Below are 16998 nucleotides of genomic sequence, written 5' to 3'. Positions count from 1 at the left end.
TGAAAACTATTATTTAGATTCATAAATGAAAAATTGCACACTTCTTGATTTTGAGCAATTGAAGGATGAAATTCTGAATTGCTTTTTGGATCATGCTGGACGTTTTTTAAGAGAACATAAAATAATAAGCGATCCTGACCCAAAGACTGAGTTTGAAGCGTCAGAACGCGAATTTTTGGTTGAACTGATGGTAGAGCATAGCCAAATGCAGTTCGTTGGTGAAACGTATTCGGTACAGGACTTGCTGAATTTGCTTGGTCAAATTAATACGGTAATAGAGGGGATTCGTGATTATAGACAGCAGCAGATTAATGAGAAATATTCTGAAATATTAAATAAATATATTGAGTTGGTTGTTGATGACGGCGAAAGAGTCTACACCTATAACCTGAGTTTGAAGCGTAGAATCAATGGAATTTTGAATATAAGAAAACGATATGCGCCGCTGTTGCATAAAAAGCTTGAAATATTCTATTCAGAATTAACTGGTTATGCTCAAAAAAATGGAAGATTTAAAAATGCTTCGCAGGCAGTACAACTGATTTTACCCACGCTGCAAATCAAGTTTAGAGAGTTTGATTTGCAATGGGTTCAAAGCAGATTAGAGACAAATAAACAGAAAATTTTAGATTTAACAGAAGCCAGAAAAAATAACGAGAATAAAGAAACCTGTGAAGATGATGATTTTGGTGTGTCATTTAAAATTCAGGATAGAACCTATCTAAACCAGATCAGGGAATTACAGAATGAAAATAAAAAATGGGAACAGTTTCTACAGCATCCAGAGCGGTATTTTCCACAGCAAAAGCAACTCCCATTTAATACAGCATATTGCGATGAAGTGCTGGTCAATCACTTAAGGCGTCGTCCTGATTTATTGAAAGAGATTATCCAAGTTCAATTATGAATATCATTGAGGTGATGAGGGGGGCTCGTTCTTGGGCAGCAAGTGGATGAGGTGTGCTCGTTCTTAGGCAGCAAGTGGATGAGGTGTGCTATTGCTGCTTGCTCCTAGAAATGAGTAACTGTTAGCTCAGGTTTGAGCTGGTACAACTTCATCGTCATTTTGTACGGTACTGCCATATTGATGATGCTGATCAAATCCTAAAGCATAATTGGTATTTGGTTGATTTTTGATTGTTAAAAATAGCTTTTGTTTTGCGCATTCATTTCTCAATTGAGTTTCAATTTCGCTAAGTGCTTCGGGTGCAAGAGTTTGGTTAATGCTTTGTTGATCTGCTTCGTTAATCTTGCCTAAAAAAGCTTTAATTTTCTCTAATTCAATGGTTTGATTTGTAGCCAATTGAATTAGGTATTCCTCAAATTCTTTTGCAGATTTGCTCATGTTTTCGTGGATGATATTTTTTTGGTGCACGAGTTCTTTTTCGAGTTCTGTAATTTTTTCATCCTTAAATTTCAATTCTTGCTTTAAATTATAATCATGATTTAAATTTTGCTCTTTTTTGAGTCTTGATATTATTTTATCTTTTTCACTTAATTTAAAATTATGTGCATCAATTAAAAATTCTAAGCAATTATCTAGACTTTTAAATTTACAATTTTTTTTAATTTTCTCAAGTTGTTTTAATATATTTTCGTCCATTGTTATTTGTTTGGTGATACGGTTGGCTTTCTTTTTCTCAGAGTGGTATTTAAATAAAAGGAATTTCTTTTTTAAAATTGAAAAATGTTCATCATTAGTTTCAATAATAAAATTTGTTGTCTCACATATGAGGGGGTTTATAAATCTTTCGTTTGTGTGGGATGTCCTAGCCGGGTTTTGTAGAGAATCTGATATTAAATTCTCATGTGATCTAGGTTGGGGGTGATTTGTAGATATGTAAACAATCTTTTGGCCAGGTTCATCAAGCTTAGTTAATAGACTTTCCTTCATGTAGCTCTCTTGATCCAAGAAATCTTTTTTTAAGTCCGTGTCAGTCGATAACCATTTATCTAAGGTTAAATGTGGTCGTGCCATTTTACAATTCATAAATATTTACTTAACATTTATATATCAGTAATTAAATATTAAGTAAATATTAATTATGCATTAACTGTTAAAAAAACAAATTTCAATTATCATTTCATGCCTATCATTATTGCTGTAAAATACATATACCCAAAGGAGAACTTGGTGTGTGGGAATTTTTAGCATGATTATTCAGGATTCTGAACAGCGCTTTTTGGCGCTATTTATGGCTTTCTATCAAAGGGTGGAGGGGCAAATTTCAGCCTATGCTTTTTGGGCATTAATCACGTTTATCAGAAATTTTGGAGTCGGAAGTACATCATTGCCACTCGGTGAATTATCAAAAGTGATCGGCATACAGGTTAAAAAATTACGGGGTGTATTGAATGAGTTGGAACAACAGGAAATATTAAAAATAGATTTTCCTGAAACTGGAAAAAGGTCTAGAGTTCGTCATTTACAACTTAATCTTACTTATATAAGGCTTGATTCAGCCACGTCTATTGAATGGTTAGAAAATAGTAATAAGCGTATGGTTAGGCTGATCCCTTTATTAAAATTAATTCAGACTTTATTGATAAAGAGTGATGGCATAAGTATTAACAATTTACCTAAAAAAATAGAGATCGACTGCTATCTTGATTATCGAAGTTATCTTGTTTTATTACGGTTGCTTTACGGTGCAGACTCGTTTGGGATTGTTATAGGGTGTGGAATTGGTGAAATTGAGCGAGCCACGGGTTTAAGCAAACAATCTATTTATCGCGCTATACAGCAGCTTAAAAAAAACGGATTTATCCGCTGCCAAGCGGATGGCGCAATTCGAAATAGTTTTATTCAAACAAAGTTTCCAATATACGCTTTAAACCTTTCGCATCGGTTTTGGGGGGATGCTGCGATCTACGGCAAATTTTATATTTTGAAGTACCCCCAGCCGCATGTTTTTGAAGTTCAGAAAGTGGCCTCTATTTTTACCGTGCTTGATCAAAAGAGTGACTTGCTCCTAAACGATGGAAAAGACAACTCAAAAACTGGTTTGGAGGTATTGAAATATAAAAATAACTATTTGCTGCACGATCCTTTGTGTTGGATGAAGCCCATTCTATACAAAAAGAATAATGATTTTGATGTAATACAAAGAGCGGAAGTCATGAAATTCTTTGATCATTATTTAGAGTTAAAGCAGCTGCGTCCAGAAAACCCATTATCAGCGACGTTTTATTTAAAGCCGCATGAAAATATTTTGAAGGATGAGGCGGTTTTGGGTCATTTAGCATCTATCCAGCATACTAAACTCAGCGGGATGAACAACCGCTTAGGTCTTTTTCAAAGCTTGCTTGAACAGTGGTGCTGCCAGATATACAGTCAGAATAAATCGCTTTTTAAAATGCTGAAAGAAGCTAACCCAGTAGTAATCGATGATGAAAGCTTTGAACGTTTAGGGTGCACAGACTTTCTCTATCCGTATTCATTGCAAGCGACTCAAATCAAAACAATCAAAGATGATATGACACTAAAAAATGAGTCTGATAAAATTGAATCAATGATCACCTTCAAGTTAAATGCTGAGCAGTCCAGAATTCATCAGTTTTTAATGGCCCTTATGGATCTAATTGCATATAACCAAATTTATTTTTTTCAGCAATGTATGCGGAAACATTCTGATATTGACCAAAAGCTCAGTGCAACTAAAAGTAGTTTGGAAAGGGTGTTGGTAAATGCAACTGAAATAGTGACGCCTTTTAGGATTTTACCTCGGTCATTTATACAGAATACTTACAGCTGTTGCTTTGTCCCTGATCAGCATGCGGAAACTAACAGGTATTTCTTAAGTGAATTGGCGTTTCAAGAACCCTTTCAGGATGGAACTCGCTTTGATTTTCCTACACAGCAAATAACAGAAACTTCACCAACACTGGCAGAACTTAAAGATTACGGACTGCTGCATCACCACTGTTTGTCATTATTCGAATAGTTTTTTGCGCTAAGTTTTTTTGAAAAAACCATTTTTCTGACCTAACTATCGTAACGTTAAACATATAAAAAGCCGAGCTTATCAGAAGGTTTGGAAATCGTGCTGATCGGCTGGGCTATCATTATTGCTTTTGCGCTAAGACGGTTTTATATATTATTAATATATAGAGATTAATACTAATAATAGATTAATGACTATACATCATAGAACTATAAATATTAAATATACCAATACAATTACTCATACAGATAACAAGAACCACGAGACATGTCATACAGATCTGAATACATATCCCAATATGGATGATGCTATGGATCAATAGTTCATGCAGGATGAGAGCACTATTCGATATATGCGGATAGTGGATGACTTGTCCTTACTTGAGATAAGGACTCCATTTAAAAAAATAAGTCGATTGCTTAACTATGACGTGAATCATAGTTAAGGAAGTTCAACGTGTTTCCATTAGATCTGGATCATCAAGCAGGGGTGATGTATACCATTCATCGCTTTGTAGATGTATGTCTTAATTTTGATATTTCAGACGAAGCATTCATTTTTAACTTAGAACGCTTGTATTGCGCATTTGAAGCGTTTAAACAAGAAGGGCTTGAGTATGCAGCATCAATTCGGGCCTTTATTGCAGTCACTGAATACGTCAATAGTCAGCGTGGCATGCTCAGCTTTGCTGAATATCTGACAGGGCTTTCAATAGGGGAAATTAAGGCATTAAGACGAATCCTGCATGCGCATCGAGGGCTGATACGTGATGAGATCAAAAGCTTTGCGAGACGGAAAGAATTGAATCGAGTGGCATTACTTGAGGAGTTCGAAGGCGCAATCAAGGGGTATTATTCGGTTCTAGTGATCAGAGTGGATTTGAGCTATAGCAAGGACAGCATGAGTGAAATTACAGTAAATGACTTCTATCAGCATATTGGAAAACTGCGTGATTTGATCACTGATAAGAATGGATATTTTGATGCACTTTTGACCTATGCGATCGCACTGGAGCAGGGTATAACCAAAGGCTTTCATGCTCATTTAACATTGGTGATTAATAGATCGAAGCATCAGAGTGATTATAAAATTGCTGAGGGAGTGATCGATAAGTGGAAGGAAATCACATTCGATAAGGGTTTTGGGCGGAACATCAACACGACAGCGAATAAAGACAACTACGAGAAGCAAGGTCGTTTAGGTATTGGAGATATTCGTCGAACGACACCCGAACAAGGCAACAATGCTTTGGGTGCAGTTGCTTATCTCAGTGACCCTGATAAATACGAGCAGACGTTATTGGTTAAACCACGAGGGCGTAAAACGTTTTATAAGGGGGATTATCAGCATCATGGTCGCCCAATACCTGATACAGAAGAAAATAGAAGAATCAAAGAATGGGATGCGCAGACCGCTTTAGCAAAGCTGGAAGAGGAGGTTTGGTTTAAAAAATTATGAATGTGCCAGTTCTATGAAATCAATTCATTCATAGGACAACATATGAGTCATTCAGAGTTAGAGTTTGTTACAGCACCGCGTTTAGAGCAGGATGTTTTAGAGTATTACCAAACGATTCGCTTTGCCCCGATTCCAGAAGGTGTTCATTACGAAGATCATCAAAAAAATATAGATCAGGAGTTTAAACGTAAGCTGTCTGGTTATTTTTCAGCATGGCGCAGAATGATGGCCGTTGGCATTCATGAGCATTTGTCTTTTTCCTTTTGGGCAGACAAGTTATTTCAGGCTTACTGCAGTGTATTACAGGAAGAGCAGATTCGGTTCTTTGAGGTCACGGCGCAAAGAAGCGCTGGTTTTTATATCGATAAGATCGTAAAGCGGCTGAGAGGGCTGTTTGAAAGCACCAGCTTAACTGAAGAAATGCATAAGCTGAATGAGCGCTACGAGAAGCGGATTGAAAAGCTGAGAGAATCCTACCGTAATACAAGCCAGATCTATCCCGATGCTGCGGATTTAAAGCTGGAACTAAGTCTAAATGAGGGTGGAAATGAAATTATCGATTTGCGACAGTTAGAGCGATTTTTATCAAATTTCCAAAAAAGTCTAGCGGCTGAGTATTGGTATAGAACACAAGCCATTTACCGCTTTTATCAAATTGTACGGGATGATGTTCAGCAGCGGTATGTGATCCACTTTTATCTGAGCTTTAACCGATCACTCTATGCTGATCCATTATTTTATTGCAGTGTCATAGAGCGTTGCTGGGCCCAGGTCACGAATTATATGGGTACCTGCAGTTGCCTTAGTCTGACAGATCAAAATAGTGTGGTTGATGCTGAACAGATGTTTCGGATTGATCGAATTATTCAAGAAGACGTCCAATGTCCGCTGAGTGCATTAAATAGCATGCCTGAAAATCAAACAGGAAGGCATGGACTTGCGAATAGAATCTGCATCTACCCCAAAGGATTTAAATGGTTTGATGGAGCACCTGTACGACGCTGAAAATTTATATCAGAGTCCTGCACTTGCTTGATGCTCTACATTGCGCAGATTATCCTTCTCATCAATTCTGTTTGCAAACGTCGAGCACCCAGATTTCTAGCCGAGCGCATTTCCAATATTAAGGCCTCTAGCTCAGCATTGATTTTAGTATTTGGAGATTTTAATGGGCGTTTACTCTGACTACTTAATCCATCAATACCTTGCTCAGAATATCGTTTCCACCACTTGCGTAATGTTGGTCTAGAAATGCCACATCTCCGACAGACTAGGCCAGCATCATTGGTCTCTTCAAATAATTTAACCCATACGAGTCTTTGTTGAATTTCTCTGTTCATAGACACCAATTATATTGAAATGATGTCTATGAATCACACATTTAATGACTAGATTTCATTGGAGATTTTGGATGAGTTCAATTGCCACCACCTCTAAGATAAGTAAGCTTACTTTGTACTAGCTCAAACTAGGTACAGCTTAAATCCTTTTAGTACAGTTCCAGAAAATAACTAAATAAAGCTTCATTTCCCATAAGCTATCCATTGATAAAGAGATAGCTTGTAAATTTGAGATATATTTTCATATAGGATTTACTTCCTAGAAGCTATTCAGTATTCTTTTCACGTTTCATTTTGATCTGACTTGCTATGTTGGCTAATAAGTTTTTTAAGCTTATTCTCGTATCAGTCCTGTTTTTGTTTGCTATAACAACGACGGGGATTTATACGTGGGCGCCTGTAATAGCAAAAAATCTAGATCATCATCATGAACTGAGTATTTCTGTAGAAACAGAAGATTCTAGCCAATGGTCATTAGTTCATCATGATGAAGTTCTGAATACAGCAGATCAAGATAAAAAAAATCATAACTGGACAAGTTATGATGAACCCGCATTTCATCATTCAGTAAAACCAATTCAAGCTGATGATCATTTCTCAATTGATCCAGTCTTTTTCCTTAGTTTTGCTTTACCTTTAATCCTCTTATTTTTAGGTTTATTTGAACGCCCAATTCGTTCTTTTAAGCTTAGGAAAAGGATTCCCTTTCTTTGTAATACCTACGCATTTACCAAAACTCTCATTGTTCTAAGGAGTTGATTTAACTATACAAAAATATTTTTCATTTTTTGTATAGGTTATAGTCATGTCTAAAAAAAGTCAGGTAATTTTCGCCTGTGGCTTAGTCATCATTGCTCCTCAGTTATTAGCAGGAACAAATTATGCACAGTTACAGCAGCAAGCTATTGCAAATGATTCAGTTCTAAAAGGTTTGCAGCAATCTCAGCAAGCTTATGATGTAAATCAAAAATATGCTGGTCGGATGAACAATCCAACTTTCAATGTCGAATTGGATAATTTGGGTAATTCTAAGCTGAAAGATTTGGATGGCCCAACTGCATTCATGGGTTTGTCCCAAGAAATTCCGTTGAATAATAAACTCGCTTTGCGTAAGCAATTGGCAGGTTTGCAAGGAAATAATAACCAATTTGAGATTACTCAACGACAAGCAGAGTTAAAAGCTGATTTTCGAATCTGTATGTCTAATTGGTATGCAGCTGCTCAGCGAGCAGAAATTTATGCTGCAGAGAGCAAGCTGAGTGCAAGACAAGCAACAGTTCTAAATGAAAAGCTAAAGTATGGACGTGTGATTCCATCTGATGTTCAGCTTAATTCAGCTTTATCTGCTGAGTCCAAGTTACGTTATCAAAATGAGCTGAAAAAGGTTCAGTTTCAGAAAAATCTCTGTTCAAAATTTGCTTTTGATTTGCCAGCCAATGCTATAGATGTTCCTTTAACGATTAACTTCACTGACAAGGTTAGCTTATCTGAAAAGCAGGCTTTACTAAAAAAGCAGCAGGCAAAAACTCAATTTGAATTAGCAAGAAAAGAAGCGGTTCCTGATATCACGCTTGGCGTTGGTGTACGTAATTATCAAGAAACAGATGACAAAGTTTTTTTGGTTTCCACTTCTATTCCGCTTTCGATATTCAATCGCAACAGTGGAAATATTGCACTCGCTCAAGCACAGCAAACCAATGCTGAAACTCGTTCAGAATTAATCAATCGAAATTCAAAGATTGAATTGGATAACAAATCTATTGAGGTATCCAGTTTGATTGATGCAATCAAGCAATATGACCAATCTGTTTTACCTGCAACAAAAGAAAGTTTACGCATTGCAGAAATGGGTTATCAGGCAGGAAAAATTTCATTATTGGAATTTAATAGCATTAAACAAGTTTGGTTAGACAAACATCTCGCTCGATTTGATCTGTGGTTGGCTTTGCAAAATCAGATTGCAGAAGTTGAACGAAATTATGTAACGAATTTAGATCAAGAATAAGGGCAGAGAATATGAATAAACCAAAGAATACAGTAATTGCTACAGGCGTTATAGCTTTACTTGTCATGTTGTGTGCTCTGGCTTGGTACAAAACAGGAAACAAATCACAGACGTCTTCAGCACATGGTGAAGCTGTCGAAGAAAAAGCTGCTGTCGCAGGCGATGAAAAAGGTCCACATGGTGGACGCTTATATCGTGATGGAGACTTTTCGGCAGAGGTAAAAATTTTTGAAGAAGGTGTAGAGCCGCATTTACGTGTCTATGGCTACTACAAAGATCAGCCTTTAAAGCCGAGTGAGATTAACGCCAATATTTTTATTAAGCGTTTAGATGCTGAGCAAACCATTCGCTTCAAACCTGAAAGTGATTACTTGATTGGCGATGAAATTGTTTATGAACCGCATTCGTTCTTGATGGTGATTAATGTTGATTATCAAGGCAAGAAACACAGCTGGAAATGGGATACCAAAGAAGGCCGTGTAACGATGCTGGATAGCAGTATCAAAAGCAGCGGTTTAGAACTTCTTAAAGTTGAACCTATGACTTTTGAGAATGCGCTTGAGCTAAAAGGCGAACTTAAGTTCCCAGACAATTTTGAAAGTTTCATTACACCTAAAGCAAGCGGAACACTCATTAAAACCTATCGCACTATTGGTGATAAAGTCAGCCAAGGTGATCTGTTAGCGACTGTTCAAAGCCAAGATCTGATCCGCTTAAATGCTGAGCGATCCATTGCATTAGATAATTTGCAATTTTCACGCAAAAAAATGGAACAGGAACGTGCATTATTTCAAAAACGCGTATCGCCTGAAATTGACTACATCAATGCAAAACGAGAGTTTGATGATGCTCAGACTCGTGCCAATGAGTTAAACAGTTTAATTCGTGCTTATGGTGGTTCAGGGAATGGAACAATTGAAGTACGTTCTGCAATGTCAGGCACGATTTTACAAGTCCTTGCTGCGGTTGGTTCAAACGTCACCCCAGCTTCGCCATTGTTCAAAATTGCCAATACCTCTCAATTATTGGCAGTGGTGAATGTTCCAGCGGATAAGCTGAATGCGATTAATCCCACTGCTAAAGTGACGATTAAGCCTCAAGTGCAAACAGGTACAGAGGAAGCTTTAGGTCGTATTAAATATATCAGTGATGTCATTGATCCGAAAACGCGCACAGCTCAAGTCTTTATCGAAATTGCCAACCAATTCAAATGGCGTTCTGGTCAGCTTGTTACCGCACAAATATTCGAAAATCAAAGCACGAAAGCCATGGTTGTGCGAGAGGATGCATTACAAAACTTCCGTGATTGGGATGTGGTCTTCATCCGTGTAGGAAATGACTTTGAAGCACGTCCTTTAGAACTAGGCGATAAATATAATGGTTTTGTCGAGGTGAAATCTGGTCTTAAAGCAGGTCAGGTGTATGCAGCAGGCAATTCCTATTTATTAAAAGCAGAGCTGGGTAAATCTGGCGCTACTCATGATCACTAAGGGGTAGCGACTATGTTTGATCAAATTGTTAAGCTCTCGATCAAGAATCGATGGCTTGTACTGATTGTCTTTCTGTTTATCGGTGCATTTGGCGTTTATAACTATTTTAAACTGCCGATTGATGCTGTACCTGACATTACCAATGTACAAGTCCAAATCAATAGTGAAGCGCAAGGCTTATCTCCAATGGAGATGGAGTCACAAGTGACCTATCCAATTGAAACGGCTTTGGCTGGTATTCCTAATCTGGAATACACACGTTCTGTATCGAGATATGGTTTATCTCAGGTTACGGCGATTTTCAAGGAAGGTACGGATATCTATTTTGCTCGTCAACTTGTAAATGAAAAGTTGCAAGGGGTTACTCCAACACTTCCGACTGGCATATCGACTTCAATGGGGCCTGTTTCAACAGGGCTTGGCGAAATCTTTATGTACACTGTTGAGAATGCAAAAGATAATCCAAATCCATTATCTCCCACTGAATTAAGAACTCTGCAAGATTGGGTGATTAAACCACAGCTTCGAAATGTTGAAGGTGTGAATGAAATCAATACGATTGGCGGTTATCTAAAACAATTCGTGGTACAGCCGGATTATGCATATTTACACAGCATTGGTTTAGATCAGCAGGATATCTTGGATGCTATTTCTAAAAATAGCATGAACAAAGGGGCTGGTTATATTGAGAAGAATGGTGAGCAGTATTTGATTCGCTCAGATTCTCAAATTAACTCAATTGAGCAAATTCAAAATATCCCTATCACGACAAGCAGCGGTTACATTCTGCGATTGAAAGATGTGGCAAAAATATCGATTGGTCACGAGTTACGTACAGGTGCAGCAACTAAAGATGGGCAAGAAATTGTCTTAGGTACTGCATTTATGCTGATTGGTGAAAACTCGCGAAATGTTGCTCATGCGGTAGATCAAAAGTTACAAAAAGTCCAAGAGTCATTGCCAGAAGGTGTTGAGGCAAAAGCAGTTTATAACCGTACAACCTTGGTTGATGCGACGATAGACACGGTGAAGAAAAACCTTCTAGAAGGTGCAATCCTCGTTATTGTCGTTCTTTTCTTATTTCTTGGACATTTCCGTGCAGCGCTCATCACTGCGATGGTGATTCCTTTATCAATGCTCATGACCATTACAGGCATGGTGAATCAACGAATCAGTGCAAACTTAATGAGTTTAGGTGCGCTAGATTTCGGGATCATTGTCGATGGTGCTGTCGTCATTGTTGAAGCTTCACTTGCAAAATTAGCGATGAAGCAAAAAGAGTTGGGCCGGATTCTGACGCGTAAAGAACGTTTTATTACCGTATTTGAAGCAACTAGAGAATCTCGAAAAGCGATTCTTTATGGTCAATTGATCATTATCTTAGTGTATCTGCCTGTCATGACGCTTACTGGTGTTGAAGGCAAGATGTTTACACCGATGGCAGCTACAGTTGTTATGGCTCTCGTGGCTGCAATGGTTCTTTCGATTACTTTTGTTCCTGCAATGGTGGCTTTAGTCACGACAGGTGAAATTAAGGAAGAGGAATCTAAGATTGTTCATTTCATTAAGAAAGTCTATAGCCCAATTTTAGATTGGTCATTGAGTCATCGTTATAAGCTGATTGCGTTCGTCGCTATTTTCTTTGTATTCAGTGCAAGCCTTTCAACTCGCTTAGGCTCTGAATTTATTCCCTCATTAGATGAAGGTGATGTGGCATTACATGCACTTCGAATTCCCGGTACTTCTTTAACTCAAGCTGTTGAAATGCAGTATGCACTTGAAAAAGAAATCGTCAAAATTCCTGAAGTGAAAACCATGTTTGCTAAAGTGGGTACAGCTGAAATTGCGACAGACCCAGTTCCACCAAACGTCGCTGATAATTTTGTGATATTGAAACCACGTAGCGAATGGCCGAATCCTGACAAAGAAAAATCAGCTGTTGTTGCCGATATTGAACGTGTAGCAAAAGGCGTTTATGGAAACAACTATGAGTTTACTCAGCCGATTCAAATGCGTTTTAACGAGCTGATTTCAGGTGTTCGTACAGATGTTGCAGTGAAGATTTATGGTGATGATTTAGATCAGTTACTTGAATCAGCCAATGCCGCTGCGAAGATTCTTGAAGGTGTAAACGGGACTGCGGACTTAAAAGTAGAACAGATGACAGGTTTACCGATGGTCTCTGTCGAACTGAAAAAAGACATGATTGCCAATTATGGCTTAGATGCTGAGGATGTGCAGGAGCAGGTTTCCAGCCTGATCACAGGCCAAACCGCAGGTAAGGTTTTTGAGGGGGATCGTAAGTTCGACATTGTGGTCCGTATGGATCAAAACTCTGTCACCGATTTAGAGAAGCTTTACCAAGTTCCAGTCAATTTACCTGATGGTTCGAGTGTACTTTTGTCTGAACTGATCGAATTGAAGAATGTTCAGGGTCCAAACCAAATTTCACGTGAAAACGGTAAACGCCGAATTGTAATTACTGCCAATGTTCGCGGTACGGATATCGGAAGTTATATCGCAGAAGCCCAATCTAAACTCAATGCTGACTTTAAATTACCTGAAGGCTATTGGCTGACATGGGGCGGTACATTTGAACAAATGGAATCAGCTTCAAATCGTCTAATGATTGTTGTCCCTCTGGCTTTGATCTTAATTTTTGCCATGATCTATATGGCATTAGGAAATGTCAGAAATAGCGTGCTGGTATTTACAGGTGTCCCATTTGCATTAACCGGAGGTGTGATTGCATTAGCTCTGCGTGATATTCCATTCTCTATTTCAGCAGCAGTTGGTTTTATTGCACTTTCAGGTGTTGCTGTGTTGAATGGTTTAGTCTTAGTTTCTGCTATTCAGCGATTGAGAGATCAAGGTGAGGGATTACTTGAGGCTGTTAAACAAGGTGCTTTAGGGAGACTTCGTCCAGTACTAATTACCGCTTTAGTGGCATCTTTAGGCTTTATCCCAATGGCACTAAATGTGGGAATTGGATCTGAAGTACAGCGACCAATAGCGACTGTTGTGATCGGTGGAATTATCTCGTCAACTTTATTGACGTTGATTATTTTGCCTACTCTTTACGTTTGGTTTAACCAAGGACGCAAAAAGCAATCAGATGATTTTTCTGAGCAGCAAGATGCCTAGGTGAAATTGAAATGATGGGTATGGTGCGAGATAGAAAATATCGAAATATGGTGATGTGGCTTGTCTGCATCATCAGTCTTGCACTATGCCTGCATTTTAATCAGCACAATACAGATACAGCATTCCAAGAACATACAGTTTATGAATTTGAAAGCGTACATTTTCATGATGTACAGCAACATAAACAGAATCATATTCATCATGATAATTTTCATGAGCATTTTGGTGAACATCAGTCTAGTCAGCAGACCAAATTGTTATTCACTTTATCTTTTATATCCATCATTGATAGCGTAAAAAATTATCTCTATCTCATGATCAGCCGTATTTTCAAACCTCCAAAAACAGCCCTAAAAACTTTTCTTTTTAGTTAACTTTGGAGTTTGATTTACATGCAATTTATTTTTTCACAATGGGTGAGACTCAAGGCATTTTTAAAGTTGTTGATTACTTTAAGTGCTGTTTTGATGAGTCCTGCACTTTTGGCACATGGCGTGGCAGAAGGTGACAAAGGCTATATTCAAGAAATTTATGGGGTTCACATCATTCCCTTTATTTACCTCGGGGCAAAGCACATGGTTACAGGTTATGACCATTTGCTGTTCCTCGTCGGGATTATCTTTTTCTTATATCGCATGAAAGACATTGGCTTATATGTCAGCCTTTTTGCGATTGGTCACTCTGTGACAATGCTGATTGGGGTGTATTACAACATTTCCATGAATGCATACATTATTGATGCAATTATTGGTTTTTCTATTGTTTATAAAGCTTTGGATAATTTAGGTGCATATCAGCGTTGGTTTGGTTTCCAGCCCAACACTAAAGCAGCGACGTTAATTTTTGGTCTGATTCATGGCTTCGGTTTAGCGGTAAAAATTCAAGAGTATGAAGTTTCGGCAGATGGTCTATTGGCAAACCTCATTGCATTTAATGTCGGGGTAGAGCTTGGTCAATTTATGGCTTTAGCGATGATTTTGCTGTTGATGACAATGTGGCGAAAAACGCCGTATTTCTTCAAAACAGCTTATCAAAGCAACGTTTTTTTAATGTTCCTTGGCTTTTTACTTGTGGGCTTTCAGCTTACTGGCTTCGTTACTCAATAAGGATTTTCAAATATGTACAACGCTCAAATTCCACAAGATGTTGAATTACCTTCTGCAAAGAAACTTGTTAAATCAACCATTATCGCTGCAGTGAGTGCTGCAGTTGTCTTAGTTACAGTTGTTATGCCAGCTGAATACAATATTGATCCTACTGGGGTTGGTAAAGTTCTAGGCTTAACAACGATGGGTGAAATTAAGCAATCTTTGGCTCAAGAGTCTGAAAATGGTATGGGAGAGGCAGTTTCAAACACGATATCGAGTGAAGCTGCAAGTGACCCTAATATTCAATCATCTATGCCAATTGGTGAAGCAGAAAAAATGCTAATGCCTGCAATTCAAAAGCAACAGATGACAGTTGAGTTGAAGCCCGGACAAGCCACTGAAATTAAGTTGGCGATGCCGGAAAGTGCTAGCGTGAATTTTAAATGGACAACATCAGGCGGTGGTCTAAATTATGACACGCATGGTGATCCAGTGAGCGCTCCTAAGGGCTTTTACCATGGTTATGGCAAAGGACGTAATGAAACTCAGCAAACAGGTACATTAACAGCAGCTTTTGATGGTAAACACGGCTGGTTCTGGCGTAATAGAACTGAAAGTCCTGTTTCAGTGACATTGGAAGTTGAAGGCCAATTCAGTGATATGAAGAAAGTCTTTTAAGCTTTAAAAAAATCTCCTTGGAATAAAATCCAAGGAGATTTTAATTGGCATTGATTTTAGAAATAAAAAATAGGTTCTAAAAGGGGTCCCAAAAATGCTAGAAGTTTTAAAAAATACAACGTATAGGCATTTGTTCTTAGCTCAAGTCATTGCGCTTATTGGAACTGGGCTGATTACGATTGCTTTGGCTTTACAGGCGTATGATATTGCTAAAGGGGAGGCTGCTCAGGTCTTAGGCATAGCATTGGCGATAAAGATGATTGCTTATATTGGGGTAGCACCTATTGCTTCAGCATTTGCAGAAAGGCTGCCACGTAAAAAAGTTTTAGTGGGGTTGGATATCATCCGTGCTTTAACTGCTTTATGCCTGCCTTTTGTGACCCAAATTTGGCAAATCTATATTCTAATTTTTATTCTGCAATCTGCATCAGCTGCATTCACACCTACTTTTCAGGCCATGATTCCTGATGTATTGCCTGAAGAAAAAGATTATACCAATGCCTTGTCTCTTTCTCGTTTGGCTTATGATTTAGAGAATATTATTAGCCCAATGTTGGCAGGATTTTTACTTGGATTTATAAGCTATCACAATCTATTTTTAGGCACAGTCATTGGCTTTATTGGTTCAGCACTTTTTGTTGTCAGTGCAAAATTGCCTGCTGCTAAAGTACCTGTATTTAAAGGGGGGTATTACAGAATAAAGCAGGGGACAAAAATTTATTTTAATACTCCGCGTTTAAAGGCACTCCTAGCGTTAAACCTTGCGATTGCGTCAGCCAGTGCTGTAGTGATTGTAAATACGGTTGTACTCGTTCAATCAACCTTTAAGCTAAATGAACATGCCACCACTTGGGCCTTTGGCTTGTTTGGCTTAGGGTCTATGCTCTCGGCATTTATATTGCCTAATGTTCTGGATAAATTTAACGATCGAGCTGTGATGCTGAGCGGCACAGCTGTATTAGTCGTTGGCTTATTCTGTGGGTTTTTTATTAACTCATACAACGGACTATTAGTTTTATGGTTTGTCTTGGGAATAGGTTACTCAGTATCTCAAACACCTACAGGCCGGTTAATTCGTAAATCTGCATCTAGTGAAAATAGAACTTCATTATTTGCCGCGCAGTTCGCTTTTTCACACGCATGCTGGTTGATAGCTTACCCTTTAGTGGGTTGGCTGAGTACCAATTTTGGAACACTCTTTACATTTGTGCCTATGGCGGTCATTGCTCTAGTAGCAATGAGTATTGCCTTTATGATTTGGCCAAAACAAGATGAATCCGTAATCGTACATTCACATGATGATTTACCTGTGGATCATGAACATCTACTCAGTCACAACCATGATGGAAAGCATTCACATGACTATGTGATAGATGAAAACCATCAAAGATGGCCGAAATAAATGATGGCCTATGTTTTATTATTTTTAAGTGCCTTTGGTGCAGCAACACTATTGCCCCTGCAATCTGAGACAGTGTTAGCAGGCTTTTTTCTGTTAGGTCGGCATTCTGAGCTGTTGCTCATACTTGTAGCAACAGTTGGGAATGTACTTGGTTCTTGTGTGAACTGGTGGTTGGGTATCAAGCTAGAAGTCTATAAAGACAAGCGTTGGTTTCCAGTATCAGAGAAGCATTTATTAAAGGCTCAAATCTTATATGCAAAGTATGGTTCACCCATGTTATTACTCAGTTGGGTGCCTGTGATTGGTGATCCAATTACGTTAGTCAGTGGAGTTTTAAAGGAAAAATTTACTATATTTATAATTTTGGTTTTCACGGCTAAATTTTTAAGATATATCGTTGTTTACATGATCTATTTAGAGGTTGCTTGAAATATATTCTAATAAAAAAA

Annotated in this window: 14 protein-coding genes and 1 pseudogene; 13 read left to right on the top strand and 2 right to left on the bottom strand. The window is 38.2% G+C overall.

All coding sequences use genetic code 11. The features are described from left to right. Positions 1-25 precede the first annotated feature (25 nt). Positions 26-907, top strand: coding sequence for a hypothetical protein (locus tag MMP60_RS12095; protein ID WP_241336480.1), 882 nt, complete (start codon positions 26-28; stop codon positions 905-907). A 126-nt stretch (positions 908-1033) separates the two neighbouring features. On the opposite strand, the gene MMP60_RS12090 is transcribed toward MMP60_RS12095, so the two are convergent. Next, the gene (locus tag MMP60_RS12090; RefSeq protein ID WP_241336479.1) at positions 1034-1978 is read right to left on the bottom strand and encodes a hypothetical protein; all 945 of its coding nucleotides are present in this window, start codon (positions 1976-1978) and stop codon (positions 1034-1036) included. Positions 1979-2153: 175 nt separating this feature from the next. Here MMP60_RS12090 and MMP60_RS12085 point away from each other — a divergent pair, with 175 nt between their 5' ends. The 3 genes from MMP60_RS12085 (at position 2154) to MMP60_RS12075 (ending at position 6407) form a co-directional block, all read left to right on the top strand. Next, positions 2154-3944, top strand: coding sequence for a hypothetical protein (locus MMP60_RS12085; RefSeq protein ID WP_241336478.1), 1791 nt, complete (start codon positions 2154-2156; stop codon positions 3942-3944). Positions 3945-4400: 456 nt separating this feature from the next. After that, complete coding sequence (locus MMP60_RS12080; RefSeq protein WP_241336477.1) at positions 4401-5402, top strand: inovirus-type Gp2 protein; 1002 nt, start codon at positions 4401-4403, stop codon at positions 5400-5402. 42 nt (positions 5403-5444) lie between these two features. After that, a complete protein-coding gene (locus tag MMP60_RS12075) occupies positions 5445-6407 on the top strand; it encodes a hypothetical protein (RefSeq protein WP_241336476.1) in 963 nt (320 codons plus the stop codon). Positions 6408-6445: 38 nt separating this feature from the next. Here the strand turns inward: MMP60_RS12075 and MMP60_RS12070 are convergent. Beyond that, positions 6446-6742 (bottom strand): annotated as a pseudogene (locus MMP60_RS12070) (helix-turn-helix domain-containing protein); the annotation flags it as partial. A gap of 309 nt (positions 6743-7051) precedes the next feature. Between MMP60_RS12070 and MMP60_RS12065 the strand changes: the two are divergent. From MMP60_RS12065 to MMP60_RS12025, 9 genes are all read left to right on the top strand, one after another. Beyond that, positions 7052-7501 carry a hypothetical protein gene (locus MMP60_RS12065; RefSeq protein WP_241336475.1) on the top strand — a complete coding sequence of 150 codons (450 nt, stop codon included), beginning with the start codon at positions 7052-7054 and terminating at the stop codon, positions 7499-7501. 46 nt (positions 7502-7547) lie between these two features. Beyond that, positions 7548-8747, top strand: a complete 1200-nt coding sequence (locus MMP60_RS12060; protein WP_241336474.1) for a TolC family protein — start codon at positions 7548-7550, stop codon at positions 8745-8747. An 11-nt stretch (positions 8748-8758) separates the two neighbouring features. Next, positions 8759-10237, top strand: a complete 1479-nt coding sequence (locus MMP60_RS12055) for an efflux RND transporter periplasmic adaptor subunit (protein WP_183175986.1) — start codon at positions 8759-8761, stop codon at positions 10235-10237. 12 nt (positions 10238-10249) lie between these two features. After that, positions 10250-13381, top strand: a complete 3132-nt coding sequence (locus MMP60_RS12050; protein WP_241336473.1) for a CusA/CzcA family heavy metal efflux RND transporter — start codon at positions 10250-10252, stop codon at positions 13379-13381. An 11-nt stretch (positions 13382-13392) separates the two neighbouring features. Continuing rightward, positions 13393-13755, top strand: coding sequence for a hypothetical protein (locus tag MMP60_RS12045; protein ID WP_000971913.1), 363 nt, complete (start codon positions 13393-13395; stop codon positions 13753-13755). Between the two features lie 18 nt (positions 13756-13773). Beyond that, complete coding sequence (locus MMP60_RS12040) at positions 13774-14487, top strand: HupE/UreJ family protein (RefSeq protein ID WP_241336472.1); 714 nt, start codon at positions 13774-13776, stop codon at positions 14485-14487. Positions 14488-14499: 12 nt separating this feature from the next. After that, positions 14500-15147 carry a hypothetical protein gene (locus MMP60_RS12035; protein ID WP_002123386.1) on the top strand — a complete coding sequence of 216 codons (648 nt, stop codon included), beginning with the start codon at positions 14500-14502 and terminating at the stop codon, positions 15145-15147. 94 nt (positions 15148-15241) lie between these two features. Further along, positions 15242-16549, top strand: coding sequence for an MFS transporter (locus MMP60_RS12030; protein WP_241336471.1), 1308 nt, complete (start codon positions 15242-15244; stop codon positions 16547-16549). Next, positions 16550-16978: a YqaA family protein gene (locus MMP60_RS12025; protein WP_002123402.1), complete on the top strand. Its 429-nt coding sequence runs from the start codon at positions 16550-16552 to the stop codon at positions 16976-16978. Positions 16979-16998 lie beyond the last annotated feature (20 nt).

This window comes from Acinetobacter sp. ANC 4805, from assembly GCF_022549495.1.
Classification (GTDB): Bacteria; Pseudomonadota; Gammaproteobacteria; order Pseudomonadales; family Moraxellaceae; genus Acinetobacter.
This window is presented reverse-complemented; position numbering and strand designations above follow the sequence as displayed.

Excerpts from the sequence above, each read along its gene's own strand:
- MMP60_RS12055 (WP_183175986.1), top strand. The coding sequence starts at position 8,759 with ATGAATAAACCAAAGAATACAGTAATTGCTACAGGCGTTATAGCTTTA.
- MMP60_RS12050 (WP_241336473.1), top strand. The coding sequence starts at position 10,250 with ATGTTTGATCAAATTGTTAAGCTCTCGATCAAGAATCGATGGCTTGTA.
- MMP60_RS12090 (WP_241336479.1), bottom strand. The coding sequence starts at position 1,978 with ATGGCACGACCACATTTAACCTTAGATAAATGGTTATCGACTGACACG.
- MMP60_RS12030 (WP_241336471.1), top strand. The coding sequence starts at position 15,242 with ATGCTAGAAGTTTTAAAAAATACAACGTATAGGCATTTGTTCTTAGCT.
- MMP60_RS12025 (WP_002123402.1), top strand. The coding sequence starts at position 16,550 with ATGATGGCCTATGTTTTATTATTTTTAAGTGCCTTTGGTGCAGCAACA.
- MMP60_RS12075 (WP_241336476.1), top strand. The coding sequence starts at position 5,445 with ATGAGTCATTCAGAGTTAGAGTTTGTTACAGCACCGCGTTTAGAGCAG.
- MMP60_RS12085 (WP_241336478.1), top strand. The coding sequence starts at position 2,154 with ATGATTATTCAGGATTCTGAACAGCGCTTTTTGGCGCTATTTATGGCT.
- MMP60_RS12065 (WP_241336475.1), top strand. The coding sequence starts at position 7,052 with ATGTTGGCTAATAAGTTTTTTAAGCTTATTCTCGTATCAGTCCTGTTT.
- MMP60_RS12040 (WP_241336472.1), top strand. The coding sequence starts at position 13,774 with ATGCAATTTATTTTTTCACAATGGGTGAGACTCAAGGCATTTTTAAAG.
- MMP60_RS12060 (WP_241336474.1), top strand. The coding sequence starts at position 7,548 with ATGTCTAAAAAAAGTCAGGTAATTTTCGCCTGTGGCTTAGTCATCATT.
- MMP60_RS12095 (WP_241336480.1), top strand. The coding sequence starts at position 26 with ATGAAAAATTGCACACTTCTTGATTTTGAGCAATTGAAGGATGAAATT.
- MMP60_RS12045 (WP_000971913.1), top strand. The coding sequence starts at position 13,393 with ATGATGGGTATGGTGCGAGATAGAAAATATCGAAATATGGTGATGTGG.
- MMP60_RS12035 (WP_002123386.1), top strand. The coding sequence starts at position 14,500 with ATGTACAACGCTCAAATTCCACAAGATGTTGAATTACCTTCTGCAAAG.